22 protein-coding genes, 2 tRNA genes and 2 pseudogenes are annotated in these 23,512 nt (G+C 71.5%); 10 read left to right on the plus strand and 16 right to left on the minus strand.

The window, feature by feature from the left end; translation table 11 throughout:
- Positions 1-3 precede the first annotated feature (3 nt).
- A pseudogene (locus tag ACK4YQ_RS03465) lies at positions 4-468 on the minus strand (DUF6538 domain-containing protein); the annotation flags it as partial.
- Positions 430-505, minus strand: a tRNA-Ala gene (locus tag ACK4YQ_RS03470). The gene ACK4YQ_RS03470 and the pseudogene ACK4YQ_RS03465, both read right to left, overlap by 39 nt.
- A 118-nt stretch (positions 506-623) precedes the next feature.
- Here ACK4YQ_RS03470 and ACK4YQ_RS03475 point away from each other — a divergent pair.
- Together ACK4YQ_RS03475 and ACK4YQ_RS03480 are read left to right on the plus strand one after the other, a co-directional pair.
- The gene (locus ACK4YQ_RS03475) at positions 624-938 is read left to right on the plus strand and encodes a YggT family protein (protein WP_409608313.1); all 315 of its coding nucleotides are present in this window, start codon (positions 624-626) and stop codon (positions 936-938) included.
- A complete protein-coding gene (locus tag ACK4YQ_RS03480; protein WP_409608315.1) occupies positions 931-1,224 on the plus strand; it encodes a DUF167 family protein in 294 nt (97 codons plus the stop codon). Before ACK4YQ_RS03475 ends, ACK4YQ_RS03480 begins: the two co-directional genes overlap by 8 nt.
- Here the strand turns inward: ACK4YQ_RS03480 and ACK4YQ_RS03485 are convergent.
- From ACK4YQ_RS03485 to acs, 5 genes are all read right to left on the minus strand, one after another.
- Positions 1,221-1,691, minus strand: coding sequence for a chemotaxis protein CheW (locus ACK4YQ_RS03485; protein ID WP_409608317.1), 471 nt, complete (start codon positions 1,689-1,691; stop codon positions 1,221-1,223). The two genes, ACK4YQ_RS03480 and ACK4YQ_RS03485, sit on opposite strands and share 4 nt — an antisense overlap.
- Before the next feature lie 115 nt (positions 1,692-1,806).
- Positions 1,807-2,514, minus strand: a complete 708-nt coding sequence (locus ACK4YQ_RS03490) for a hypothetical protein (RefSeq protein WP_409608319.1) — start codon at positions 2,512-2,514, stop codon at positions 1,807-1,809.
- 79 nt (positions 2,515-2,593) lie between these two features.
- On the minus strand, positions 2,594-3,331 hold the full coding sequence (locus ACK4YQ_RS03495; protein WP_409608321.1) for a helix-turn-helix transcriptional regulator: 738 nt from the start codon (positions 3,329-3,331) through the stop codon (positions 2,594-2,596).
- A gap of 197 nt (positions 3,332-3,528) precedes the next feature.
- On the minus strand, positions 3,529-4,512 hold the full coding sequence (locus ACK4YQ_RS03500; RefSeq protein WP_409608323.1) for a small ribosomal subunit Rsm22 family protein: 984 nt from the start codon (positions 4,510-4,512) through the stop codon (positions 3,529-3,531).
- A 6-nt stretch (positions 4,513-4,518) separates the two neighbouring features.
- Positions 4,519-6,453 (minus strand): acetate--CoA ligase, encoded by a 1,935-nt coding sequence (acs, locus tag ACK4YQ_RS03505; protein ID WP_409608325.1) that lies wholly within the window; start codon positions 6,451-6,453, stop codon positions 4,519-4,521.
- Positions 6,454-6,978: 525 nt separating this feature from the next.
- Here acs and ACK4YQ_RS03510 point away from each other — a divergent pair.
- Positions 6,979-7,206 (plus strand): annotated as a pseudogene (locus ACK4YQ_RS03510) (hypothetical protein); the annotation flags it as partial.
- 500 nt (positions 7,207-7,706) lie between these two features.
- A complete protein-coding gene (locus ACK4YQ_RS03515) occupies positions 7,707-8,462 on the plus strand; it encodes a creatininase family protein (protein ID WP_409608327.1) in 756 nt (251 codons plus the stop codon).
- Between the two features lie 4 nt (positions 8,463-8,466).
- On the opposite strand, the gene ACK4YQ_RS03520 is transcribed toward ACK4YQ_RS03515, so the two are convergent.
- The 5 genes from ACK4YQ_RS03520 to tsaD all read right to left on the minus strand — a co-directional run bounded on the left by ACK4YQ_RS03520 (position 8,467) and on the right by tsaD (position 12,683).
- Complete coding sequence (locus tag ACK4YQ_RS03520; protein WP_409608329.1) at positions 8,467-9,567, minus strand: cell wall hydrolase; 1,101 nt, start codon at positions 9,565-9,567, stop codon at positions 8,467-8,469.
- Positions 9,568-9,940: 373 nt separating this feature from the next.
- Positions 9,941-10,297: a Rieske (2Fe-2S) protein gene (locus tag ACK4YQ_RS03525; RefSeq protein WP_409608331.1), complete on the minus strand. Its 357-nt coding sequence runs from the start codon at positions 10,295-10,297 to the stop codon at positions 9,941-9,943.
- Positions 10,294-10,578 carry a YciI family protein gene (locus ACK4YQ_RS03530; RefSeq protein ID WP_409608333.1) on the minus strand — a complete coding sequence of 95 codons (285 nt, stop codon included), beginning with the start codon at positions 10,576-10,578 and terminating at the stop codon, positions 10,294-10,296. The genes ACK4YQ_RS03525 and ACK4YQ_RS03530 overlap by 4 nt, the downstream gene beginning before the upstream one ends.
- Before the next feature lie 9 nt (positions 10,579-10,587).
- Positions 10,588-11,583 carry an NAD(P)H-dependent glycerol-3-phosphate dehydrogenase gene (locus ACK4YQ_RS03535; protein ID WP_409608335.1) on the minus strand — a complete coding sequence of 332 codons (996 nt, stop codon included), beginning with the start codon at positions 11,581-11,583 and terminating at the stop codon, positions 10,588-10,590.
- Entirely contained in the window at positions 11,580-12,683 is a 1,104-nt protein-coding gene (gene tsaD / locus ACK4YQ_RS03540; protein WP_409609508.1) for a tRNA (adenosine(37)-N6)-threonylcarbamoyltransferase complex transferase subunit TsaD, read from the minus strand. The genes ACK4YQ_RS03535 and tsaD overlap by 4 nt, the downstream gene beginning before the upstream one ends.
- Positions 12,684-12,763: 80 nt before the next feature.
- On the opposite strand from tsaD, the gene hemC reads away from it, so the two are divergent.
- From hemC to ACK4YQ_RS03565, 5 genes are all read left to right on the plus strand, one after another.
- Positions 12,764-13,717: a hydroxymethylbilane synthase gene (gene hemC / locus ACK4YQ_RS03545; RefSeq protein ID WP_409608337.1), complete on the plus strand. Its 954-nt coding sequence runs from the start codon at positions 12,764-12,766 to the stop codon at positions 13,715-13,717.
- Positions 13,718-13,807: 90 nt separating this feature from the next.
- Positions 13,808-14,515 carry a uroporphyrinogen-III synthase gene (locus tag ACK4YQ_RS03550; protein WP_409608339.1) on the plus strand — a complete coding sequence of 236 codons (708 nt, stop codon included), beginning with the start codon at positions 13,808-13,810 and terminating at the stop codon, positions 14,513-14,515.
- Complete coding sequence (locus tag ACK4YQ_RS03555) at positions 14,512-15,414, plus strand: COG4223 family protein (protein WP_409608341.1); 903 nt, start codon at positions 14,512-14,514, stop codon at positions 15,412-15,414. The genes ACK4YQ_RS03550 and ACK4YQ_RS03555 overlap by 4 nt, the downstream gene beginning before the upstream one ends.
- Entirely contained in the window at positions 15,411-16,937 is a 1,527-nt protein-coding gene (locus ACK4YQ_RS03560; protein WP_409608343.1) for a heme biosynthesis protein HemY, read from the plus strand. The genes ACK4YQ_RS03555 and ACK4YQ_RS03560 overlap by 4 nt, the downstream gene beginning before the upstream one ends.
- Positions 16,938-16,986: 49 nt before the next feature.
- Positions 16,987-17,062 (plus strand) — tRNA-Thr (locus ACK4YQ_RS03565).
- A gap of 36 nt (positions 17,063-17,098) precedes the next feature.
- Here the strand turns inward: ACK4YQ_RS03565 and ACK4YQ_RS03570 are convergent.
- The 4 genes from ACK4YQ_RS03570 to ACK4YQ_RS03585 form a co-directional block, all read right to left on the minus strand.
- The gene (locus tag ACK4YQ_RS03570; RefSeq protein WP_409608345.1) at positions 17,099-18,802 is read right to left on the minus strand and encodes an ATP-binding protein; all 1,704 of its coding nucleotides are present in this window, start codon (positions 18,800-18,802) and stop codon (positions 17,099-17,101) included.
- 7 nt (positions 18,803-18,809) lie between these two features.
- A complete protein-coding gene (locus ACK4YQ_RS03575; protein WP_409608347.1) occupies positions 18,810-19,388 on the minus strand; it encodes a YfiR family protein in 579 nt (192 codons plus the stop codon).
- Positions 19,376-21,340, minus strand: a complete 1,965-nt coding sequence (locus ACK4YQ_RS03580; RefSeq protein WP_409608349.1) for a TonB-dependent receptor plug domain-containing protein — start codon at positions 21,338-21,340, stop codon at positions 19,376-19,378. Before ACK4YQ_RS03580 ends, ACK4YQ_RS03575 begins: the two co-directional genes overlap by 13 nt.
- Positions 21,341-21,425: 85 nt before the next feature.
- Positions 21,426-22,097: an OmpA family protein gene (locus ACK4YQ_RS03585; RefSeq protein ID WP_409608351.1), complete on the minus strand. Its 672-nt coding sequence runs from the start codon at positions 22,095-22,097 to the stop codon at positions 21,426-21,428.
- Positions 22,098-22,459: 362 nt separating this feature from the next.
- Between ACK4YQ_RS03585 and ACK4YQ_RS03590 the strand changes: the two genes are divergently transcribed.
- Complete coding sequence (locus tag ACK4YQ_RS03590; protein ID WP_409608353.1) at positions 22,460-23,443, plus strand: NADP-dependent oxidoreductase; 984 nt, start codon at positions 22,460-22,462, stop codon at positions 23,441-23,443.
- Positions 23,444-23,512: the final 69 nt, after the last annotated feature.

Consider the following 23,512-nt stretch of genomic DNA (forward strand, 5'->3'; position numbering starts at 1 on the left):
TGATTGCTCGACCTCCCACGCGACGATCCGCGCGGCCCTGACGGCCTCGTGCCATCGTGACGTGCCCAATGACTTCCAGACGTGTGTCCGCCCGACCGTCTGTTCCAAGGCGCTGGGCACTCTGAGCCGAAGATAGAAGACCCTTCCCCGCAGCATCAGCCCCGACGATGGGCGCCGGAAATTGCCGCCCGACCGTGAGGACGGTGGAAGAGACCGTTTGCGCGGTTTGTGAACCACATTGGTGCAGCACCCAAACGGGCATAAATCCCTTGAGCTACAAGGGCTTACGCCACCTTCGGCGGCACGATTGTGAACCAGTTTGGTGCAGCACTTGTGTGCAGCAGCTTCCGGGTCGCGGGATTCCGCGACCGGCTTCGGCTTGATTTTGTTCGGTAATTCAGCGTCGCTGGGGGGCCAATCCGAAAGGATTGGTGGAGCCGAGGGGAGTCGAACCCCTGACCTCCTCATTGCGAACGAGGCGCTCTACCAACTGAGCTACGGCCCCAGGAGGCGCGGAATAAGGCGTCTGGCGCTCGTCCTGTCAAGCGTGATCCGAGCCTTGCGGGTTGCCCGGGGCGCCCTGAGCCGGCATTACAGGGCCGGGCTCTCAATTGGGACATTCGATGATCGCGCTGATCGGCTTCGTCTTCTACATCATCAACGCGCTGCTGACCCTGCTGGTGTGGGCCATCATCATCAGCGCCATCCTGTCGTGGCTGGTCGCCTTCGACGTCATCAACCTGCGCAACCAGTTCGTCTACAACGTCTCGCGGTTCCTGGACGCGGTCACGCGGCCGGTCCTGGCGCCGTTCCAGCGCATCATCCCCCCGCTCGGCGGCGTGGACATCAGCCCGGTGATCGCCATCCTCGTGGTCAGCGGCGTGCAGCGCTTCATCCTGCCGAGCCTCCACGCAGCCCTGATCAACCTCTTTGCCTGAGGCCGTACGTCTGGCGGTCCGCGTCACGCCCAAGGGCGGGCGCGAGGCGGCCGACGGCTGGGGCCGCGACGCCGAGGGCCGGCCCTATCTGAAGGTGCGGGTCTCAGCGCCGCCGGCGGAGGGCGCGGCCAACGCCGCGCTCGCCAGCTTCGTGGCCAAGGCGCTGAGGCGGCCGAAATCGGCCGTGCGGATCGTCTCTGGCGAGACGTCGCGGCTGAAGATCCTGGAGATCGAAGGAATCGACGCGGCCGCCCTGGCCGCCGTCTTCGGCGCGCCGGAGCCCTAGGCGGCCTGGGCCGCGACTTCGGCGGGCAGCACGCTGTCCAGCGACAGCAGGCTGACGATGCCGCCCTCGGTGGTCATGACCCCGCGCACGAACTCGCGAACGCCCTGGTCGCCGATGTCCGGCGGCGGCTGCAGCAGCCCTTCGGTGACGGTGATGATGTCGCAGACCGCATCCACCAGCAGCCCGACTTCGCGGCCGTCAATGTGCGCCACGACCACGACCGAGGACGCGCTGGGGGTGGTGGAGCCGACGCCCAGGCGCGCCCCGAGGTCGACCACCGGCAGGATCGCCCCGCGCAGGTTGATCATCCCCAGCACGTGGGCCGGCGCATGCGGCAGCGGCGTGGACGTGGTCCAGCCCCTGATCTCGCGCACCGACATGATGTCGATGGCGTACTGCTGATCGCCAATGCGCACTTCGATCAGCTCCTCCCCCGCGAGGGGCAGCCGTTGCGCGAACTCGTTCATGCCAGCTCTCCTGAAGCCGCAGATCCGCCGGGACCTGCGACCGCCGGCTCGAATCATGGAGCAAAACCCCCTCCAGCAGATTAACGCCGCGCCTGCGGTGGCCGGTCGCAGGGGCCTAGCTCTCCTGGTCGTCCTCCACCGCCGCCCGCAGGGCCACCAGCAGGGGTTCAAGCTGGCCGGGGCCGAGCTGCTGGGCCGCCTCCAGGAAGGTCTCGATCTCCTTTGGCGGGGCCGACCAGCGCGCGTCTCCGGCCTTCAGCCGCAGCCGGCGGCTCGGACCGCAGGCGAGCCGCTCGCGAAGCTCGGCCGCCGCCTCGGCCGAGGCGTCGACCTCCACGGCCACCATCGCCACGCCGTCCACGGCCGCCGGGAGCCCCAGGAGGCGCGCGCGCCAGCCGCTGCGCAGGGTCTCGACGAGGCCGCTGCAGGGGACCAGTTCGACGATCCGCCTGACGCCGCGCTCCGCCGCCTCCTCCAGCACCGCCAGGCGCAGCTCCCCGCACCGGCGCCGCTGGACCGGGTCGGGTCCGCAGATGTGGGGGGCGGCGTAGATGCGGGTGCGCTCCCACACCTCGGCGGCGCGGATCGACGCCGGGCCGGCGGCGACCATGTGGGCGAGCGCGTCGGGGATTCGCCCGCCCAGGTCCGTCGGCCGGAACCGGCAGGCGAACTCCGGCGCTCCACCGCCGTCCAGGGCAAGCAGGTGGACCGATCCGGGCTCCAGCCGCAGCGCCGCCCGCGCCAGCCCCTCCGTCAGGTTTCGCAGGGCCGCGAACTCGGCCTCGTAGAGCCGGCCGTTCTCTTCGGTGACGACATGGATCATTGGACTGGCCCTTCCCCGAAGCAGAATGTTCGGCGCCGCGGGCCGGGCGGTCACCTACACGAAAGGGGAGGGTCGCGGCTCAGTCGCTGGATTCGTCGAGCAGCACGCCCCGGCGCCACGCCGCGCCGGGCAGTTGGGCGCGGCGCGCCACGCCCAGCTTCTTCTTGGCGTTCTGCACGTGCCAGGCGACCGTCTCCTCGGAGATCTCCAGGATGCGGCCGATCTCCCAGTCCGACTTGCCCTCGGCGATCCAGTAGACGCATTGGATCTCGCGGCGGGTGAGCTGCGGCGCCGCAGGCTCGGCCTGGCGTTCCATCAGGGTCAAGCCGCGGACGGCGAACAGGGTCGCCGCCACGTGCATGCGCCGGCGCAGGTCCTGCGGGAAGCTGTCCTCGGTCTCGCTGGCCAGGGCCACGGCCATCACCTCGCCCAGCGGGCCGTGCACCGGCACCACCAGGCCGTTGCGCACCCCCGCTGCGCGCAGGCTGTCGAAGATGCCCCCTGCCTCCCGTCCGGCCGGGCGGGCCTCAACCTCGTCCCAGCTGAACGGCTCAAGGGCGCTGAACACCGCCTGCACGGTCGGATCGACCCGGTACAGGCGTTCACTGGCGTAGCGGGCGCTCCAGTCGGTCAGTCCCCAGGCGAACAGGGCCCTGGGCTGCACCGGCTGGCCGGGCGTGGCGACACGCACGCAGATCGCGCGCTGGAACCCGTGGGCGGCGATGCACGCGCCGAAGCTGTCGACCAGCTCGTCCAGCGTGGCCGCCTGCGCCGTGTCCTGGAAAAACCTGAGGGCCGCCGCTTCCGCCGGAGTCATGACGCCCCGACGCGCGCGACTGCCGGCCCGCAAACCATACGCATTGAACACACCCCTGCACGCCCGTCGTTAGCGTTAAGGTTGTATCTACGCGCTGTCCATCTTCTATCAGGCGAAAGACTCAATGCCGCAGGGGGGAAAGGCGCCGCCCGCATGCCTGGCGCGCCGCCGCAGGGGCCTGCGCGCGAAGGTTGTGGTCACGCGTCTTCGACGCGATCGCCCCAGCGCAACCGCCGATGGGCGGCGTAGGCGGCCCGGTCGCGACGGGCGACGAACCGGCGCTCGATCCCGCCAGGCGTGCACAGGCGGAACTCCAGCCCGGGCTTGCCCGCCCGGGGCGGCGAGAGCACCCGCGCGGCCGGGGCGGCGCGGCAGACGTCCGGTCGCGCCAGGGCGACGTAGGCGTGCTTCTCGTCCTCGAACGGCGCGTCCGCGCCCTTGGCGAGGCGATGGTCGCGCCCGCGCGGCAGGCGCTGGGCGAAGTGGCACCAGTCCGGGGCGGCGAGCGGGCAGGCCTGCTGGTGCGCACAGGGCGCGAGCACCATCGCCCCCTCCCGCATCGCCAGCTCGCGCGCAGCGAGCACCCGCGCCGTTCCCGCGGGCGTGCCGGGCTCGACGATGACCAGAACCCCGGCGCAGGCCGCCCACAGGCCGCGGACCGCCGCCTCCAGCCGCTCGGACGGGATTTCGGCCAGGGCGTAGCTCGTCACCACCAGGTCAGCCGCACGCCAGCCCTCTCCAGGCTGGGTCAGATCGCCGCGCCGCATCTCCGCGCCGGCCAGGGCCGCAGGACCGGCGGCCGCCAGGCGCCGCGCCGTCTCCAGGAACACGGGGCTGGCGTCGAGGAGGCGCGCCTCGGCGATCCGCGGCCAGGCTTCCAGGGCCGCCCAACTCGCCCCGCCCGGACCTGCGCCCGCGTCCAGCAGCGAGGCCGGTGCGAAGTCGGGGGCGGCGACGCGCACCTCGTCCAGGGCCGCGGCGACGGCGGCGTAGGTGGCCGGCAGGCGCGAGAGCACATAGGCCGTGGCGTCGGCGTCCTCGACGATGGCCGTCGCCGAGCTCCCGCCCCCGCGATAGGTGTTCGACACTTGCGCCGAGCGGCGCGCCAGGTCCTTGCGCGAGGCGCCCTCGAGCAGGGCCTCGACGGCGGCGCGCAGGGCGGCCGGCAGTTCGGGGCCCACGAAGCTCTAGCCGATGCGGTTCTTCACCAGGTCGTCCACCACCCCGGGATCGGCCAGGGTCGTGGTGTCGCCCAGGTTGGACGTGTCGTTCTCGGCGATCTTGCGCAGGATGCGGCGCATGATCTTGCCCGAGCGCGTCTTGGGCAGGCCCGGCGCGAACTGCACCGCCTCCGGCGCGGCGAAGGGGCCGATCTCCCGACGGATCCAGCCCTTGAGCTCAGCTTGCAGAATGTCGGTGGGCGTCACGTCGGCCTTGAGGGTGACGAAGCAGTAGATGCCCTGGCCCTTGATGTCGTGGGGGAAACCCACCACCGCGGCCTCGGCCACGGCCTGGTGCTCCACAAGGGCGCTCTCGATCTCGGCCGTGCCCAGGCGGTGGCCGGAGACGTTGATCACATCGTCCACGCGGCCGGTGATCCAGTAGTAGCCGTCCTCGTCGCGGCGGCAGCCGTCGCCGGTGAAGTACTTGCCGGGATAGGTCGAGAAATAGGTGTCGAAGAAGCGCTGGTGGTCGCCGTAGACCGTGCGCATCTGGCCCGGCCAGCTGTCGGTGATGCAGAGGTTGCCGCTGGTCGCCCCGTCCAGCACCTTGCCCTCGGCGTCGACCAGTTCGAACTTGATGCCCGGCAGGGGCTTGGCGCAGGAGCCGGGTTTGAGCGGCGTCGCGCCGGGCAGGGGCGAGGCCAGGCAGGCGCCCGTCTCGGTCTGCCAGTAGGTGTCGACGATCGGGCAGCGCTCCTCGCCCACCACACGATGATACCAGAGCCAGGCCTCCGGATTGATCGGCTCGCCGACCGTGCCCAGGAGGCGGATGGACTTGCGCGAGGTCCGCTTCACCGGCTCGTCGCCGTCGCGCATCAGGGCGCGGATCGCGGTCGGCGCGGTGTAGAAGATCTCCACCTTGTGCTTGTCGCAGACCTCCCAGAAGCGGGAGTTGGTCGGATAGTTGGGCACGCCCTCGAAGATCAGCGTGGTCGCCCCGTTGGCCAGCGGCCCGTAGACCACATAGGAGTGGCCGGTGACCCAGCCGATGTCGGCGGTGCACCAGAAGACCTCGCCGGGACGATAGTCGAACACCAGCTCATGAGTGTGGGCCGCCCAGGTCAGGTAGCCGCCGGTGGTGTGCAGCACGCCCTTGGGCTTTCCGGTAGAACCGGAGGTGTAGAGGATGAACAGCGGGTCCTCGGCGTTCATCGGCTCGGGGTCGCACTGGTCGGACACCGTCTGCTTCAGGTCGGAATAGAAGGCGTCGCGGCCCGGCGTCATGGGCACGTCGGCCTTGGTGCGGCGGATGACGATGACGTCGCTGACGCCCGGGCAGGACTTCAGCGCCTCGTCCACGTTCAGCTTCAGCGGCACCACGCGACCGCCGCGCAGGCCCTCGTCGGCGGTGATGACGATCCTGGAGTCGCAGTCCTGGATGCGGCCGGCGATGGAGTCCGGCGAGAAGCCGCCGAACACGACGGAATGCACCGCCCCGATGCGCGAGCAGGCCAGCATGGCGAAGGCCGCCTGCGGGATCATCGGCAGGTAGATGGTGACACGGTCGCCCTTCTTGACGCCCTTGGCCTTGAGCACGTTGGCCATGCGGCAGGTTTCAGCGTGGACCTGGCGATAGGTGAACAGGGCCTGCTCCCCGTCGTCGCCTTCCCAGATGATCGCGGTCTGATCGCCGCGCTCGGCCAGATGGCGGTCCAGGCAGTTGGCCGAGACGTTCAGCTCGCCGTCGGCGTACCAGCGAATATGGAAATCGTCCTTGTGGAACGAGACGTCCTTGATCCGGGTCGGCGCCTTGATCCAGTCGAGCCGACCGGCGACGTCGCGCCAGTAGCCCTCGGGGTCAGCGTCCACGCGCCGCAGCGCCGCCTCGTAGCCGGCCGCGTCCATGTGCGCCCGCCTGGCCCAAGCCTCGGGGACCGGAAAGACCTCGCCGTCGCTCATGGTGCGCTCCCTAGTTGCTTGGCTTGGGATTAAGCGGGAAGCGCCGCGGGGCGCAACCGCATCCGCGCCGATCGGCCGTGCGAAAATCCCGCATCCCCGCGGCCGGGAACGATAATTGTCGCGTGACGCGACAGCTCGAGGCGCACCGCCTCTCGTCAAAGCGGCCTTGCGATCTTGAGGCCTCGGGCCATTTCAGGGTTGTTTCACGCATCAAATGCGATCCATGCGGGAAATTGACGTGACCGCCACCGCCCAGCTTGGACGCGATCTCGACTTTGCGACCATCCCCCCGCCTATCGCCGGTTCATCCTGGACCAGCTGGCGATCTACAAAATCGATCCGGAGCGGTTCTGTCGGCCGCTGCCGGCGGCCGACGAGATGTTTTTCAAGGCGCTGCTTCCGAACTACGAGCAGGATGTTGGGATAGGGTTCTTCAAGTTCACCGAGTCGACCTTGAGATTCTACGACGCCTACAGGCAGATCGTGGACCAGGTCTTCGGCGGCTTCCACAACATCGACAGCGTCATGGACTTTGCCTCCGGCTACGGACGGCTCACGCCCATCCTCGAGCAAAAGCTTCAGCTGAAGCAGATCTGGGTCAGCGACATCTATGCCGAAGCCCTGGCGTGGCAGAAGTCCGCGTTCGGCGTGAACGTCGTTCCCTCCTCGCCGGATCCCGCGAAGTTCGAGCATCGGCGGGAGCACGACATCGTGTTCGTCGGCTCGCTGTTCCCGCACCTTCCCACAAGCCTCTTTCACGCGTCGCTCGCGCGGCTCTACCGGCTGGTGGCGCCAGGCGGCGTGCTCGCCTTCAGCGTCCACGACGAGAGCTTCCTGCCGGCGTCCGAAACCATGGATCCGTCGGGGCTGAGCTATTATCGGACGAGCGAAAGCGGCTCGCTGGACGCCGACATCTATGGGATGAGCTACGTCACCGAACGGTTCGTCGGCGACGCGATCGGTCGGTTGCCGGGCGCCCCCGGCTGGCGGCGCTTCCACAAGGGGCTCTATGAGAATCAGGATCTCTACGTCGTCGGCGGGCCCGGACGCGACGTCTCCGCGGTTAGGATCGCCAGCACGCCGATGGAGGTTTTTCAGCAAGCGGCGGCGCTGACCAACGGCGACATCGAATACTCCGGATGGGCTGTCGAGCGGACGCCGGGGGCGGGGCGCCCCTTGCTCCCCGCCACTCGGGAACCCAAGATCGGACCTTCGCAGGGCGAGCGATCCCGCTCGCCCGCAGGAGCCCAAAGATGCTGCTTCACCTGTCCACCTGGCCCGAGATCGAAGCCTTCCTGGCGCGCTCGAAGACGGTGGTGGTGCCTATCGGCTCCAACGAGCAGCATGGCCCCACGGGGCTCTTGGGCACCGACTGGCTTTGCCCGGAGATCATCGCCCACGAAGCGCAGAAGACCTCCGATCTGCTGGTCGCTCCGACCTTCAATATCGGCATGGCTCAGCACCACCTGGGCTTTCCGGGCACGATCTCGCTGCGGCCCTCGACCTTCATCGCCGCCATCGGCGACTGGTGCCGCTCGCTCGGCGCCCACGGCTTCACGCGGATCTATTTCCTGAACGGCCACGGCGGCAACGTGGCCACCATCGAGGCGGCGTTCTCGGAACTCTACGCCGAGGCGAGCTTTTCCGGACGCCCCCGCGGCTTCGCCCTGAAGCTGAAGAACTGGTGGGACCTGAAGGGCGTGACGGCGCTGGCCAACCGCCAGTTCCCCACCGGGCACGGCAGCCACGCCACGCCCTCGGAGATCGCCGTCACCCAGTGGGCCTATCCCGACGCGATCAAGAGCGCCAACTACGCCCCGCAGATCGCCCCTACCGGCCCGATCCGCGAGGCCCTGGACTTCCGCGCCCGCTACGCCGACGGCCGGATGGGTTCCGACCCGGCGCAGGCGACGCCGGAGAAGGGCGGTGAACTGGTGGCCCTGGCGGCCGCGGGCCTGGTCGAGGATGTCGCCGCCTTCGCCGCCGAGCGGCCCCCCGGCGAGGCCTAGAGCTTCAGAAGCTCATCGTCGGGGCGGCGATCCGCGGCGGGCCGCGATCCTTGGGACGGCCCGCCCAATCCAGCTCGTCGGCGGGCACGATGTCGACGGCGTCCTTGGCCACGTCGGCCGCCGACACGATCTCCAGCGGCTTGGAGGACTGGGCCGCCGTGGTGGCGGCGGGCTCCAGCTCCACCAGCACCGGCGCCTCGGCCTGGGCAGGCTTGCCTGCGGCCGGCTCGGCCACCTCGACGGTGGTTCCGGCGGTGATCCTGTCGATGGCGGCGATCTGGAAGCTCTCGGCCTCATCGCCGGCATAGGCGCCGCTGAACGCGGGGGGCAGGCCCCAGCCGCCGGTCCAGCGATAGAAGATGTGGGCGCCGATGGTGGCGACCTTCACCAGGTTCGGGCTCCAGTAGGGGGCCACGTAGCTGGCGTGATAGTGGGTGGCGTTGCCGACCTTGCGCATCACGTAGCCGTTCAGCGCGTCCCGGGCGACCTGGCGCGCCCTGGCCCAGCCGGCTTCGGAGGGCGTGCGTTGCAGCGACCCGTCGCAGGTGAAGGTGAACTGGCAACCCGTGGTGCGCTCCGAGCCCTGGAACACCACGCCGCAGACGGTGTTGGGATAGGCCGGATGGCGCAGGCGGTTCAGCACCACCTGAGCTACGGCCCGCTGGCCGTCCAGGCTCTCGTAGGCGGCCTCGTAGTAGATCGCCGCGGTCATGCAATCGAGGGCGCGGGCCTCGTCCAGGACCCCGTCGGTGGTCAGGTGGAAAGGCTTCGCGGCCGGGTTCGGCGCGGTGGAGATCGGATTGGCCGCGTTCCACGCGCGCGCCTGGTCGGGGGTCAGATCCTGCAGGCGCAGCACGTCCGGCGTCTCGGCCGCGGCGGTCCGGGTGACGGCGGCCTCGTGGCTGGCTGTCAGTTTGATCAGGTCGCGATCGACCACGCCGCCGGCCTTGGCGGTGGCGTTCACCGCCGGCGCCCCGGCCATCAGCGCGGAGCAGAGCGCCCACGCCACGCCCAGTTGCACGGCGGCGGTCCGCGTCGCGCCAATGTGGGACAGCCGGCCGAGGCGAGCCTCGACCGCCGCCGTCCTGCGCCCCAGATCCCGCATGTGCGGCGCGATCCAAGCCTTCAACCCAGACAAGTAGTTCACGATCGGACAACCCGCTCAAAATTGCGTCCAACGTGTCCGAACACGTCAGCGTCAGATGAACCGCACGCGGCTGAAAGATTCAGCCCCTCACGCCACTCTGCATGACTGACAGCACCGCAGCCCGCCCAAGACCAGGTCGCGCGAAGCGCGAAGCTTGACCTTGGAAGCCGCAATCCCCACCATTCGAACACCTGCGAGCGCGCATTTCACGCCAAGGCTTTCGAGCCGCTGTCCCAGTGCGACACAGTACATGGGACTAGCGGCGCGTCCACCACAAGCACGCACTCGCGACAGGGGAAAAGCAATAAGGGGGCCAGCGCCCCGTGAACGCTCAGGCGGTGACGATGCGCCCGTCCTTCACCGCCACCGGCCAGGGCCGCAACGCCTGACCGGCGCAGGGGCCGGCGGTGCAGAGCCCGTCGAGCGGCCGGAACAAAGCGCCGTGTCCCGCACAGAGCAGATGTCGGCCGTCGCGGGTCAAATAGCGGTCGTCGAGCGCCGCCAGCGGCCATCCCGCATGGGGACAGGAGTCCACATAGCCGGCCACTGTCCCGCCCTGACGCACGACGAACCCGGCGAACAGCGCCTCGCCCGCGCGGAAGCGGAACCCCCTGGCCCCCGGATCGGCCAGGTCGTCCAGGGCGCAGAGGTCCAGTCCCGGCCCTGGCCGGGCGTCGCCCAGGCTCAACGGCGCTGCAGGCTCAGGCGGAAGGGCCGGATCTCCACCCGCTCGAAGAGCCCGGCCTTCACATAGGGGTCGTCCGCACTGAACGCCTTGGCCTCGTCGAGGCTGTCGGCTTCCAGCACGATCAGCGAGCCCGCCATCTCGCCCGCGTCGTCCAGCATCGGCCCGGCGAAGGGCACCTTGGCTGCGGCGGCGCCCACATAGGCCAGGTGCGCCTCGCGGTTGGCCAGGCGCAGGGAAAGACTGTCGGGCTTGTCGATGCAGTAGAGCACGAATGCGGGCATGGAGAGGTCCTAGTCGTCGGCTTCGGTTCGCAGGGGACGGGAAAGAAGGCCCCAGATCGCGCCGTCCACGTCGACGCGTCCGGCCAGGACCGCATCCACGGCTTCGCAGATCGGCGTCTCGACCCCGACCTTCTGCGCCAGGGCCGTGACCGCGGGGGCGGACGCCACGCCCTCGGCCACCGACAGCTTGCCGGCGAGCGCTTCCTGAAGAGTCTGGCCGCGGCCCAGGGCCAGGCCCACGCTCATGTTTCGCGACTGGGCGCTGGAGCAGGTGAGCACGAGGTCGCCGAGGCCGCAGAGGCCGGCCACGGTCTCGGCCTGGCCGCCCAGGGCCACCGCCAGGCGGGTCATTTCGGCGAAGCCCCGGGTGATCAGGGCGGCGTGGGCGCTGCGGCCCATGCCGCGGCCCTCGACGATGCCGCAGGCGATGGCCAGCACGTTCTTCACCGATCCGCCGACCTCGGCGCCGATCATGTCGGACGCCAGGTAGGGCCGGAAGGTCGGGAGGGCGACGGCCTCCACGAGCCGCACGCCGACGTCCGCGTCGGGACAGGCCAGGGTGACGGCGGTGGGCAGGCCCTGGGCGACCTCGGCCGCGAAGCTCGGCCCCGACAGGACCGCGGGGACGGCCTGCGGCAGGGCTTCGGCCAGCACCTCGGTCATCAGCTTCAGAGTGCCCTGCTCGACCCCTTTCGAGCACAGGGCCACGGGCGTGTCGGCACGCAGATGGGGCGCAAGACCCCGCAGGGTCGCGCGCAGGTGCTGGGCCGGCGTGACCACAAGCAACAGGTCGCAGGCGCCGAGCTCGGAGAGATCGCCCGTCGCGCGGATCGCCGGCTCCAGCGGGTAGCCCGGCAGGAACACCGCGTTTTCGTGGCGGCCGTTGATGGCCTCCACCACTTCAGGCTCGCGCGCCCAGATGGTCACCTCGCCGCCCGCGCGGACGCAGACCTGGGCCAGGGCCGTGCCCCAGGCGCCGCCGCCGATCACCCCGACCCACCTCATGCCTTGGCTCCCTTCCGTCCTGGGACATGGGTGGGATTGGCCAGGGCCGCGGCCTCGTCCAGGGGCCAGCGGGGACGCGCCGGGGCGTCCAGCGGATCGCTCAGCCCCAGGGACAGCCGCTCGGCGCCGGCGAGGGCGATCATGGCGGCGTTGTCGGTGCAATAGGCCAGCGGCGGGGCGGAGAAGGCGAAGCCGTGCGCCTGCGCGGCCGCCTCCAGCCGCCCGCGCACCGTGCGGTTGGCGGCCACTCCGCCGGCGACCACGAAACGCAGGTCGCGACCCTCGTGCTCGCGGGAGAAGAGCGCCATGGCGCGTTCGCTGCGCTCGGCGAGCTGGCGGGTGATCGCAGCCTGTACGGCGGCGGCCAGGTCGGCGCGATCCTGGTCGCTCCGGGCGCCTTCCGCCAGGCGCGCGGCCGCCGTCTTCAGGCCGGAAAAGGAGAAGTCGCAGCCTTCGCGGCCGAGCAGCGCCCGCGGCAGCGGATATCGCTCGGGATCGCCGCCCTCGGCCAGCCGCTCCAGGGCCGGCCCGCCGGGATAGGGCAGGCCCAGGGCCTTGGCGATCTTGTCGAAGGCCTCGCCCGCCGCGTCGTCCATGGTCGAGCCCAGACGGCGGCAGGCGCCCACGCCCTCCACCGCCAGGAGCTGGCAATGGCCGCCGGAGACCAGCAGCAGCAGGAAGGGATAGGCCACGTGCGCTCCCAGCCTGGCGGACACCGCATGGCCTTCCAGATGGTTGACCGCCACCAGCGGCAGGCCCCGCGCCAGGGCCACCGCCTTGCCGAAGCTGAGGCCCACCATCACGCCGCCCACCAGGCCCGGTCCTGCGGTGGCCGCCACCCCGGTGAGGTCGCCGTAGTCCACGCCGGCGGCGCGCAGGGCCTCGGCGGCGACGCCGTCGATGGATTCCACGTGGGCGCGGGCGGCGATCTCCGGCACCACGCCGCCATAGGGTGCGTGCTGGGCGATCTGGCTGGCGACGATCGAGGACAGGACCTCCACCGTCCCGTCCGCATGGCGGCGCACCACGGCCGCGGCGGTTTCGTCGCAGCTCGTCTCCAGTCCCAGCACGGTTTCGGCGTCAGTGATGGCGGCCTCCAGGTCGTTCCGGCGTTGCGGGCTCGGGGCCTGTCCTGTAGCAGGCGGGTTCACCCGTGAACCGCCGAGGTAGCCCTCCCACCGTGCCCATGCAACCGCCCGTCCGGATCGGCGCCCGCGGCTCCAGGCTATCCCTGGCGCAGGCCGGCATGATGCAGCGTCGGATCGCCGAGGCCCTCGGGGCCGACCCGAAGGACGCCGAGCGCGTCGCCCCGCTGATCGTGATCACCACCTCGGGCGACCGCATCCAGGACCGCCGCCTCCTGGAAGTCGGCGGCAAGGGCCTGTTCACCAAGGAGATCGAGGAGGCGATGCTCGACGGGCGCATCGACTGCGCCGTCCACTCGATGAAGGACATGCCCGCCGTGCTGCCGCCCGGCCTGGCGATCGCCGCCGTGCCCGAGCGCGAGGATCCGCGGGACGCCTTCATCAGCCACATCGCCCAGCGCATCGAGGACCTGCCGCCGGGCGCCCGGATCGGCACCGCCTCGCTTCGCCGCCAGGCCCAATGCCTGCACCACCGTCCCGACCTGGAGGTGGTGATGATGCGCGGCAACGTCGACACCCGCCTGGCCAAGCTGGAGGCCGGCGAGGCCGACGCCATCCTCCTGGCTCTGTCGGGCCTGAATCGGCTGGGCATGGGCGACCTGCCCGCCAGCCTCCTCGACCCGGTGGAGCGGCCGCCCGCCCCCGGCCAAGGCGCCCTGGCCATAGAGACACGCGCGGGCGACGCGGACGCACCCTGGGTCCGGGCCCTGCGCCATGCGCCGACCGCGGTCGCCGTCGCCGCCGAGCGCGGCGCCATGGCGGCCCTTGAAGCTTCCTGCCGCACGCCGATCGGCGCCCACGCCGTGCTCACGGCCGACAGGGTCCGCCTGATCGTCGAGGCCTTGAGCCCGGACGGGCGCCTGCGCTTCCGGCGCGAGGGCGAAGCCGCGCTCGGGGCCGAGCCCGAGGCCGCCGCCCGCGCCCTGGGCTTCGAACTGGGCGCCGCGGTCGCCCGGGAGGGCGGCGAAGCGATCAAGCTGCCCGACTAGTCCTCGCCCCGCGTTCGCAGGCCAAGGGATTGATCCCGGGCCCGCGGCCAGCCACGGTTGAGATTCGCCCCAAGGACCAACCGCCCTCTGATGCCCGGTCGACCGCTGCACGTCTGGATCACCCGCGCCCAGCCCGGCGCCGAGGCCACCGCGGGGCGCGTGCGGGCCCTCGGCCACACGCCGATCGTCGTCCCGCTGCTGGAAGTGCGGCCTGTCCAGACGCCCGAGATCGACCTGGGCGGCGTCGCGGCCCTGGCGTTCACCAGCGCGAACGGCGCGCGCGCCTTCGCCCAGGTCTGTCCGCGCCGCGATATTGTGGTCTTCGCCGTCGGTCAGGCCACCGCCCGCGCCGCGCGGCAGGCGGGATTCTCCCGCGTCTTCTCCACCGACGGCGACGTGACGGCCCTGGCCCAGGGCATCGCGGCGCGCCGCGGAGAGCTGCAGGGCGAGCTGCTGCACCCCGGCGCCGAGGAACCGGCGGGCGACCTCGTCGGCGCCCTCGCAGAGTGGAACGTGCCGGCCCGCCGCCTGGTGCTGTACGCCTCGGAGACCGCAGATCTCGCCGACCCGGCGGTGGCCGAAGCCGCGGCCCAGGCCGACGTCGCTTTGGTCTATTCGCCCAAGGGCGGCCGCGCCTTGGCGGAGGCGCTGGCCATGCACCCGGCGCCTCGCCTGCGGGTGCTGGGGCTTTCGCGGGCCGTGCTCGAGCCGCTGGCCGACGCCGCCGTTGCAGGACGCGCCTTCGCCCCCTTGCCACTCGAGGCTGCTTTGCTGAATCTGCTGGACCGAGAGCCATGAGCGCCGCGCCCGACCCCGCCGAACTCACAGCGCCCCGCGATCCGGCCAGCTACGGCCGACCGCGCCGCGCCGGTCCGGGGGTGTGGGCTTTCGCCGCCTTCGGGGTGATCTGCGTGCTGGCTGGCGCGGCGATCGCCACCTTCGGGCCCGGCCTGCTCCCTGCTCGGCCGCCTGCCTTGGGAACGATGGCGGACGCCGCCCTGCATCCGGGCGAGCCGGCCCCGATCACGGCGCAGACCCCGGCCCCGCCGAGTGAGACGGCCGTCGTCCCCACAGCGCCGCCGCCCCTGGCCCTGACCCGCGATGCGCCGGAGATCGCCGCCCTCGGCGAGCGGCTCGCCGCGCTGGAGGCCGAGACCGCCGAGACAAGGCGGGCCGCGGCCGCCGCTCTGGCCGCTGCCGCCCTGGTGGAGGCTTCCCAGACCTCGCGTCCCTTCGCGGAGGAACTCGCCGCCGCCGAGGCGATCTCGCCGCCCTCGGCCGAGCTCGGCGCCCTGCGCCCCCTGGCCGCCACTGGCGCGCCGACCCGCGCGGCCCTGGCCGCAGCCTTCCCCGACTACGCTGCGCGCGCCGCCTCGGCCAGCCGCGCGCCGGACGAGGGCGCCGGCCTGCTGGAGCGCCTCGGCTACGCCCTCTCCCGCGTCGTGACCCTGCGCCGCGTGGGCGAGGTGTCCGGCGACGGGATCGACGCGCGGCTGGCCCGCGCCGAACGCCAGGCCGAGGACGGCGACCTGGACGGCGCGCTCAAGAGCCTGGACGGCCTGCCGGCGGCCGGCCGCGAGGCCGTCGCCCCCTGGCGCGCCCGGGCCGAGCGCCGCGCGGAGGTCGACCGCCGCGTGGCCGCCGTGCGCGCCCGGGCCCTGGCCGACCTGACCCGCCTGTCGGAGGCGGGCGCGTGATCCGCGCGGGCCTGCTCATCCTGCTGGTCGCCGCAGCGGCCGTGAGCATCCTCGCCCTGACCGGCGATCCGGGACGGGCGACGGTCACCTGGCTGGGATGGCGGGCCGACACCACCGCCGCGGCCGCGGTGCTGATCACTCTCATCGCAGCCCTGATCGCCCAGGCCCTGTGGCGGCTGCTGATGTGGGTGCTCGAAGCGCCGGCCCGGGCCGAGCGCACCCGCGCCGATTCCCGCCGCCGCCAGGCGAACGAGGTGCTGACCCGGGGCTTCCTGGCCGCGGCCGCGGGGGACGGCTCGGAAGCCCGGCGCCTGGCGGGCAAGGCCGCCGACCTTGCGGACGAAGCCCCAGGCCTGGCCCGCGTGCTCGCCGCCCAGGCCGCCGAGGCCGCGGGCGACGCCCAGGCCGCCCACGCCGCCTACAGCGCCATGCTGGGTTTTCCGGAAATGCGCCTGGCGGGCCACCGCGGCCTGATGCAGCTCGCCGCCGCCCAGGGCGACCGCGACGGAGCCCTGCGCCATGCCGAGCAGGCCTTCGCCCTGGCCCGCACCGCACGCTGGGCCTGGCGCGCCGTGCTGGAAGCGCGACTGGAGGCCGGCGACTGGGACGGCGGCCTCGAGCTGGTGCAGAGCGCCCTGGACCGCAAGGTCGTCTCGCCCATCGTCGCCGACCGGGCGCGCGCCGCCCTGCTGGCCGCCTCGGCCGCACGGCTGGAGCACGCAGTCGAACCCAAGGGCCGGGCTATGGCCGTCGATCAGGCCGTGCAGGCCGCCAAGCTGCAGCCGGGATTCGCGCCCGGGGTGGTGATGGCCGCCCGGCTCCTGGCCGCCGACGGCAAGACCGCCCGCGCCGCCCAGATGCTGGAAGCCGCCTGGAAAGCCCAGCCGCACCCTGCGCTTTGGCTCGCCTACCGGGACCTTCGCACGGACGAGACGCCGCGCTCCCGCGCCGACCGCCTGCGCGACCTGGCCGCCCTCAACCCCGGCCATCGGGAATCGCGCATCCTGTTCGTCGAGCAGGCCCTGATCGGCGGCGATCCGGCCGGCGCCGCCGAGGCGGCCAAGGCCCTGGAAGGCGAGCCGGTCACCGCGCGGATCGCCGGGCTGCGCGCGCGCGTGGCCTTCGCCGCCGGCCGCGCCGACGAAGCGCGCATGTGGATGGCCCACGGCGTGGCCGCGCCCCAGGAGCCGGACTGGACCGACCTCGATCCCGAGGGCCGCGCCTTCGCCTACCAGCCGTCCGACTGGGCGCGTCTGGTGGCTGCGTTCGCCGAGACCGGCGAGCTGGTGCATCCCCGCCACGAGCGGCGCGAGCGGGTCATGAGCGAACTGCCCGAGCTCCCGGCGCCCTATCTGGAACACGCGCCGTTCCTGGAGGGCGCGCCGGTGGAGCCGGTGCTCTATCCCCTCGCCGAGGAGGGCGGCGGCGACGAGGACCCGCCCCCCTCGCCGCCGCCACGCCCCGCTCCGCGCAGGCCAGCATCCCGCAGACGCTTGGCGAGCACGCCGAGAGCCGCTAAATAGGCGCCTCCGCGGGATCGGGCGGCGCTTCGCCGACCGTCCCGGCCTTCGGGCCGCCATAGCTCAGCCGGTAGAGCGGCGCATTCGTAATGCGTAGGTCGGGTGTTCGAGTCACCCTGGCGGCACCACCCTTCTCCCCAATTCGGCCCTTGGAGGCCAAGCCTTCAGGACGGCGCGGCGGAGAGCGTGGCGGCCAGTTCGGCGGCGAGGGCGTCCATGCGGTAGGGCTTGCGAAGCAGACGCAGACCCTCGCGGGCGGCCGCGTCCGCCGCGTCGCTGAAGCCGGTGGTCAGGATCACCGGCAGGTCCGGACGGCGGCGGGAGATCTCGTGGGCCAGGTCCAGGCCGTTCATGTCGCCCGGCATGATCATGTCCGACAGCACCAGGTCGAAGCCGGCGTCCTCGTCCAGCACGTTGAGGGCAGTCCTCGCGTTGGGCGCGCGGCGGGCGTCGTAGCCCAGTTCCTCCAGCATCTGGGCCACCACCTCGGCCACGCTGTCGTCATCCTCGACGAGCAGCACACGCGCCGGCTCGACCCGTTCGGGGATCGGCGCTGCGGCCTGCGGAGGCGGCGGCAGCGGCTTTGTCGTGCGCGGCAGGAACAGCGAGACGGTGGCGCCCTCGCCGGGGACGCTCTCCAGGCGCACGTCGCCGCCTGAGGCCTTGGCGAAGCCATAGACCTGCGCCAGGCCAAGGCCCGTGCCCATGCCCACGTCCTTGGTGGTGAAGAATGGCTCGAACGCCCTCGGGATCAGCTCGGCGGGCATGCCCACGCCCGTGTCGGTGACCGACAGGCGCACATAGTCGCCCGGCGCCAGCCCGGCCGGATCGCGCGCATTACGGACCTGGATGACGATTCGCCCGCCGCCGGGCATGGCGTCGCGGGCGTTGAGCGCGATGTTGAGCAGGGCCACTTCGAACTGGGCGGAATCGATCTCCACCGGCCAAAGGTCGGGCCCCTTCTCCAGGCGCACGGTGACGTTCTCCCGCAGCGAGCGGTCGAGCAGGGCGATGGTGTCGCCCATGCGCTCCCCCAGGTCGACCACCTGCGGGTCCAGCGGCGTGCGGCGGGCGAAGGCCAGAAGCTGCTGCGTCAGGCTGGCTCCCCGCTCGATCGCCTGGCGGATGCCCTGGCGCAGCATGGCCTGGCGTTTTGGATCGTCGGTGCGCTCCATGAGCTCCACGCCGCTGGAGGCGACCATCAGCAGATTGTTGAAATCGTGGGCCACCCCGCCGGTGAGCTGGCCCATGGCTTCCATCTTCTGGCTCTGGCGCAGCGCTTCCTCCACCTTCTCGCGTTCCGCCGCCTCGCTCCGCAAGGTGCGCTGGGCCTCGGCCAGAGAGGCGTTGGACACCCCAAGCACCACGACCAGCAGGGCCGCCATCACGACCAGGAAGGCGATGCCGGCGTAGCGCATGGCTCGCCGGCCGATGGGCTCTATGAACGCGCGAAGGTAGACCGAGCCCACCTTTGCGCCCCCGACCTGCACGGGCGCGGTGGCCACCAGGCGGTCCCCGTCCACCGCACGTATCTGGGCCGGGGCGGACTGGGGCGGTCCGGCGCCCAGTCCGAAGCCGGCGAACAGCCGGCCCTGGGCGTCGTAGACCCCGGCGGCCTCGATCTCCCGATTGACCCGCAGGGCTGCGATGTACTCCTGCGCCGCCTGGTGATCGTCGAACGCCAGGGCCGCCGAGACGCTCGCCGCGAGGATGTCGGCCTGCACGGCGACCTCGCGCAGCTTCTGGCCGCGCTGCTGCTGCTCGTTGAACACGGCCAGGGTCAGGCCGGCGAGCACCAGGGCGACGGCCAGTCCGATCGCGAACAGCGGCGACAGGATCCAGGGCTTGGGGAAAGCCGAGCGCAACATGGCCGCCCTACCCCCTGCGCCGGGCGGACACCGCCAGGCTGAGCAGCTTGGAGCTGATCACCACCCGCTGCGCCGCGGCCTGGCGCTGGTCGATGTCGAAGCGCACGCGACCATCCTTGACCACGAACTGGATCACGCCCCCGCCGACGCCGCGGCTGCGGTCGGTCACCGTCAGCACGGGGGCTCCGCGTACGAGCCTCAGGGCGTCGGCCGCAGACTGCTCCGCCGAGTTGGCCGCGTAGAGGATGTGGCAGCCCTGGGGCCCCTCGACCTTCTCCAGGCGCCGAACCGCCACCGGCCGCTGGGCCACCTGCTGGCCCTTGATCGCGGACTCGAGCATGTCGCTGAAGGGCGCGTCCCCCAGCACGCACACGTAAAGGGGGCTGGTCGCCGTGGCGAAGGCGCTCGCCGGCCACTCGACGAAGGGCACGAACTTGTAGAGGTAGGTCGCCTTGATCGCCGTCTCCAGCGCGGCGACCTGCGCCATCAGCGGCGCGGGCAGGCTCGCCGCGGCGAGCAGCGCCGCCAGCCACGCCCACTCCCGCCTCGACGGGCGGGCGGCGCGCGATGTCCCTAGAACCTCCATCGGGTGTCCACGAAGACGCTGCGTCCGGTGCGCGCGCCCACCGCGCCGAGCTGGAGGCTGGCCGAGGACGAGCCGAACTCGAGGTGGTCTTCGTCCAGGAGGTTGGAGCCGGTGACGACGATCTCGAGACGACGGCTGACGGCCCAGCGCAGGCTGGCGTCAAGCTCAGTGTAGGCCGGCGACGGGGGGTTCGGCAGATCGTCCACCCGCCGCAGGGCCAGTTCCAGGCTGGCCCGGTCGCCCAACTGCATGGTCGAGCGAAGCTGCGCCTGGTAGGCCGGATCGTTCCCCGCGATCGAGACGCCGCCGATACCGCTGGAGCCGGGCTTGAAGCGCAGGTCCCTCTGCATCCAGAACCCGCCGCCGCTCAGCCGCCACCAGTCCGTCGCCTGGAGCGAACCCCAGACCTCGACGCCGTAGGCCTCGCCCTCGAGCGCGTTGGAGAAGACGACCGGCAGTCCGCCGTCGGTCAGCTCGAAGCTGCGCAGGTCGTCGTAGACATGGTAGTAGGTCGACACCGACAGCGAGGTGCGGGGATTGGGCCGCCCGCGGTAGCCCAACTCATAGGCGACGAGGGTCTCCGGCTGGAAGTCCCGGCCGGTGAGGACCAGCGCCGATCCCTGCAGTTGGTTGAAATCGCGGTCCAGCCGCGAGGGAGCGCGCACCGCCCGCGACACCGCTCCCCACAGCAGCGCGCGGTCCGAGACCTTCCAGGCCAGACGCAGGCTGGGCAGGTGCTCCACGCCGGCGTAGGGGTCGTCCTCGAGCTTCAGGCCCGCGGTGGCCTCCACATTCGGCCCCAGGGCGATGGTGTCCTGCACAAAGGCGTTGGCGAAGCGCAGGGTCCGGCCGACCGGGTCGAAGAACTGGGTGTTCGGGGGCGAGGGCGCGATCGGGAAGTCGTCCTCGGTCACGCGATAGCCGCCGCCCCAGACCAGCTTGTGCCGCCCGCCCGCGGCGAAGCTGTGCTGCACATCGAGGTCGTAGGTGTGCAGGCGATAGCGGATGCGCCCGGGCACGTCGCGCTCCAGGAAATCGTAGTAGGCCTGCACCTGCAGGACGCCGCGCTCGCCGGTAGGGCGCGTCCAGCGGGCCATCAGATTGCGACCGGAGATGTCCTGGTCGGGGCGGTCCATCTGGTCCAGCCGCCCCTCGTAGGCGTCGCCCTGGACCGTCAGCAGATCCTCGCCCGGGCTCCAGTCGATGCGGAAGCCGCCCTGCAGCTTCTCCCAGCCGTCCCGGGCGTCCGCTCCGCTTGCGGTTTCGCCGTGGTCGTAATCCACGCTGGAGACGTAGAGCTGATAGGCTGCGTCCGGCCCCAGCTCGCCGTCGAACTGCGCCCCGAGCCGACTCGAGCGGTCGCCCGCCCCGGCCTGCAGCCTCAGTCCCTTTTCGGCGCCCGCCCGCCGGGTGACCACGTTGATCACGCCGTTGACGGCGTTGGCGCCCCACAGGGTCGCCCCGGGGCCGCTGATCACCTCGACCCGCTCGATCAGTTCGGCCGGAAAGTCCACCGCGTCCCAGAACACGCCGTGGGAGAAGGGGGTGTAGACGCTGCGACCGTCGATCAGCACCAGCAGCTTGTCGGCGGCCGCGCCGTTGAAGCCCCGCGCCGAGATCGCATAGCTGTTCGCGGTGACCCGGGCCACGTGCAGATTCGGCGCGAGCCGAAGCACTTCCGCTAGGCTCGTGGCCCCGGACCGGACCGCGTCCTCATGGGTGATCACGAAGACCGCCGCCGGCGCGTCGCTCAGCGGTTGCTCGGTCTTGGACACCGAGGAGACGTCGATGTCCGCGAGTTGCTCGATCGACAGCCGGCCGAGGTCCTGCAGGCTCGGCGCGGCGGTCGCCAGGGCGGACGAGGCGCCGGCCGAAGCCGCCGCCAGGGCGGCCGCGGCGACGCACAGGCGACGCCGCGGTCGGCCCCTGGGGATTATGAGATTGGCCTGCAACCACGCGCCTCCTCACGCCAGGACAACCGACGCTACACCAAGACCAGCGGGCAACGCAGCGTTGCGCCGCTTACGCCTCGCCGCGTCAGCCGGTGAGCGGGCGCAGGATCACTTCCACCCGGCGGTTCTGCGCGCGGCCGGCCTCGGTGTCGTTCGAGGCGATCGGCTGGCTTTCGCCACGCCCGGCCACATAGAGGCGGTCGCGCAGCACCCCGCGGCTGACGAGGTAGCTGGCCACCGAGCTCGCCCGCCGTTCCGACAGCGCCTGGTTGTAGGCGTCGGCGCCGGTGGAGTCGGCGTGGCCGATGACGTCGATGGTCGTCTGCGGATACTGGTTCAGGGTCTGGGCCAGCTCGTCCAGGACCGGGTAGAAGCGGGACTGTATGTCCGCCTGGTCGACGGCGAAGGTGACGTCCGAGGGCATGTTGAGGATGATGTTGTCGCCCTGGCGCTGCACATCGACGCCGGACCCGGCGAGCTGGGCGCGCAGCTGGGCCTGCTGGCGGTCCATGTAGTTGCCAACAGCGCCGCCGGCGAGCGCGCCGACGCCAGCGCCGATCAGCGCATTCTTGCGGCCCTGCTCGCCCTTGTTGGTGTTGGTCAGATAGCCCAGCAGGGCGCCGCCCGCCGCCCCGGCCAGCACGCCCGTGCGCGTGTTGTCCCGAACGACCTGGCCCGTGTAGGGGTCGGTGGTGGTGCACGCCGCGACGGCCATGGCGGCCGCGCCGGCGAGGGCGATGTGGACTGGGCGGATCATGGCGACCTCCTGTTTCCGACGACGAGAGCGCGCGCGGACAGGCGCCCGCGCACGTGGTCAAGCTCTAATGCACAGCTCGACGTTTCGATCCTTCTTGGCGTTGTGCGGACCGGCCCGGTCTAGCAGGGAGGCGTGGGGGATCGCCGGACCGGCCCGCGGCGCACGCTCCTGTCCGACAGGCAAGTCGTTGAGCGGACGAATGAACAACCGTCCGTGAACGGCGAAGTTCCCGCGGCAGGCGATCTCGCGCCTGTGGCGTTCCTCAACCCCCTTGGCCAGCCGCCGCGGCGCGGGCGACAATGGCCGCTCGGCCCCAAGTCGGCCGTTTGAACCCTAGATTCGTACATTTTCAGAGGACCGCCATGCCCGTCAGCCGCGAAATCCACCTTGTCCGCCGTCCGGAGGGCATGCCGAGCCCGAAGGACTTCGCTCTCGTGGAAGCCTCCGCGCCAGACGCCCGCGACGGCGAGGTGCTGGTGCAGAACCTTTACATGTCCGTCGATCCGGCCATGCGTCCGCGCCTCACCGCCGGGCAGGCCTTGAACGAGGCGATGATGGGCGGCGCCCTGGGCCGGGTGGCGCAGTCAAGGTCGGACGCCTTCGCCGTCGGCGACCTCGTGTCCAACCGCCAGGGCTTTCGCGAGTATTTCGTCAGCGACGGTAAGGGCCTGACCAAGCTGAACCCCGATCCCGACCTGCCGCTGACCGTTCACATGCACGCCCTCGGCATGACCGGCTTCACCGCCTACGGCGGCCTGCTCTTCATCGGGCAGCTCAAGGAGGGCGAGCAGGTGTTCGTCTCCACCGCCGCGGGGGCGGTGGGCTCGGTCGCGGCCCAGATCGCCAAGATCAAGGACTGCTACGTGGTCGGCTCCACCGGCGCTGAGGACAAGGCCGCCTGGCTCCGCGGCGAAGTCGGCCTGGACGCGGTGATCAACTACAAGGAAACGCCGATCCGCCAGGCGCTGGAGGAGGCCACGCCCAAGGGGCTGGACGTCTACTTCGACAATGTCGGCGGCGACCACCTGGAGGCCGCCCTGCGGCGGATGAACACCCTGGGCCGGATCCCCGTCTGCGGCATGATCTCCGGCTACAACTCCGGGCAATCGCCGGTGCGGAACCTCTCCAACATCATCTATTCGCGGGTGATGCTGCGCGGCTTCGTCGGCACGGACTTCATGCACCTCTATGGCGACTTCCAGCGCGACATGGCCGCTTGGCTCAAGGCGGGCCGGGTGAAGTACCAGGAGACGGTCCTCCAGGGGATCGCCGAGGCCCCCGCCGCCCTGATCGGCCTCATGGAAGGGCGCAACAGCGGCAAGATGCTCGTGAAGCTGGCCGACTGACCGGCGCATGACGCAGCCGTAAGGTTCACGGGCGCGGCGCGGATGCTATGGGTGGGGCCCCTCCCTTCC

It is taken from the genome of Phenylobacterium sp. (assembly GCF_046291545.1).
GTDB lineage: Bacteria > Pseudomonadota > Alphaproteobacteria > Caulobacterales > Caulobacteraceae > Phenylobacterium.

Coding starts and splice junctions, on each gene's coding strand:
- ACK4YQ_RS03485 (WP_409608317.1), bottom strand. CDS start 1,691: ATGAACGAGTTCGCGCAACGGCTGCCCCTCGCGGGGGAGGAGCTGATC.
- ACK4YQ_RS03535 (WP_409608335.1), bottom strand. CDS start 11,583: ATGAGGTGGGTCGGGGTGATCGGCGGCGGCGCCTGGGGCACGGCCCTG.
- ACK4YQ_RS03490 (WP_409608319.1), bottom strand. CDS start 2,514: ATGATCCATGTCGTCACCGAAGAGAACGGCCGGCTCTACGAGGCCGAG.
- acs (WP_409608325.1), bottom strand. CDS start 6,453: ATGAGCGACGGCGAGGTCTTTCCGGTCCCCGAGGCTTGGGCCAGGCGG.
- ACK4YQ_RS03495 (WP_409608321.1), bottom strand. CDS start 3,331: ATGACTCCGGCGGAAGCGGCGGCCCTCAGGTTTTTCCAGGACACGGCG.
- ACK4YQ_RS03590 (WP_409608353.1), top strand. CDS start 22,460: ATGCCCGTCAGCCGCGAAATCCACCTTGTCCGCCGTCCGGAGGGCATG.
- ACK4YQ_RS03515 (WP_409608327.1), top strand. CDS start 7,707: ATGCTGCTTCACCTGTCCACCTGGCCCGAGATCGAAGCCTTCCTGGCG.
- ACK4YQ_RS03575 (WP_409608347.1), bottom strand. CDS start 19,388: ATGGAGGTTCTAGGGACATCGCGCGCCGCCCGCCCGTCGAGGCGGGAG.
- ACK4YQ_RS03530 (WP_409608333.1), bottom strand. CDS start 10,578: ATGCCCGCATTCGTGCTCTACTGCATCGACAAGCCCGACAGTCTTTCC.
- ACK4YQ_RS03475 (WP_409608313.1), top strand. CDS start 624: ATGATCGCGCTGATCGGCTTCGTCTTCTACATCATCAACGCGCTGCTG.
- ACK4YQ_RS03520 (WP_409608329.1), bottom strand. CDS start 9,567: ATGCGGGATCTGGGGCGCAGGACGGCGGCGGTCGAGGCTCGCCTCGGC.
- ACK4YQ_RS03570 (WP_409608345.1), bottom strand. CDS start 18,802: ATGTTGCGCTCGGCTTTCCCCAAGCCCTGGATCCTGTCGCCGCTGTTC.
- ACK4YQ_RS03550 (WP_409608339.1), top strand. CDS start 13,808: ATGCCCGGTCGACCGCTGCACGTCTGGATCACCCGCGCCCAGCCCGGC.
- ACK4YQ_RS03555 (WP_409608341.1), top strand. CDS start 14,512: ATGAGCGCCGCGCCCGACCCCGCCGAACTCACAGCGCCCCGCGATCCG.
- ACK4YQ_RS03585 (WP_409608351.1), bottom strand. CDS start 22,097: ATGATCCGCCCAGTCCACATCGCCCTCGCCGGCGCGGCCGCCATGGCC.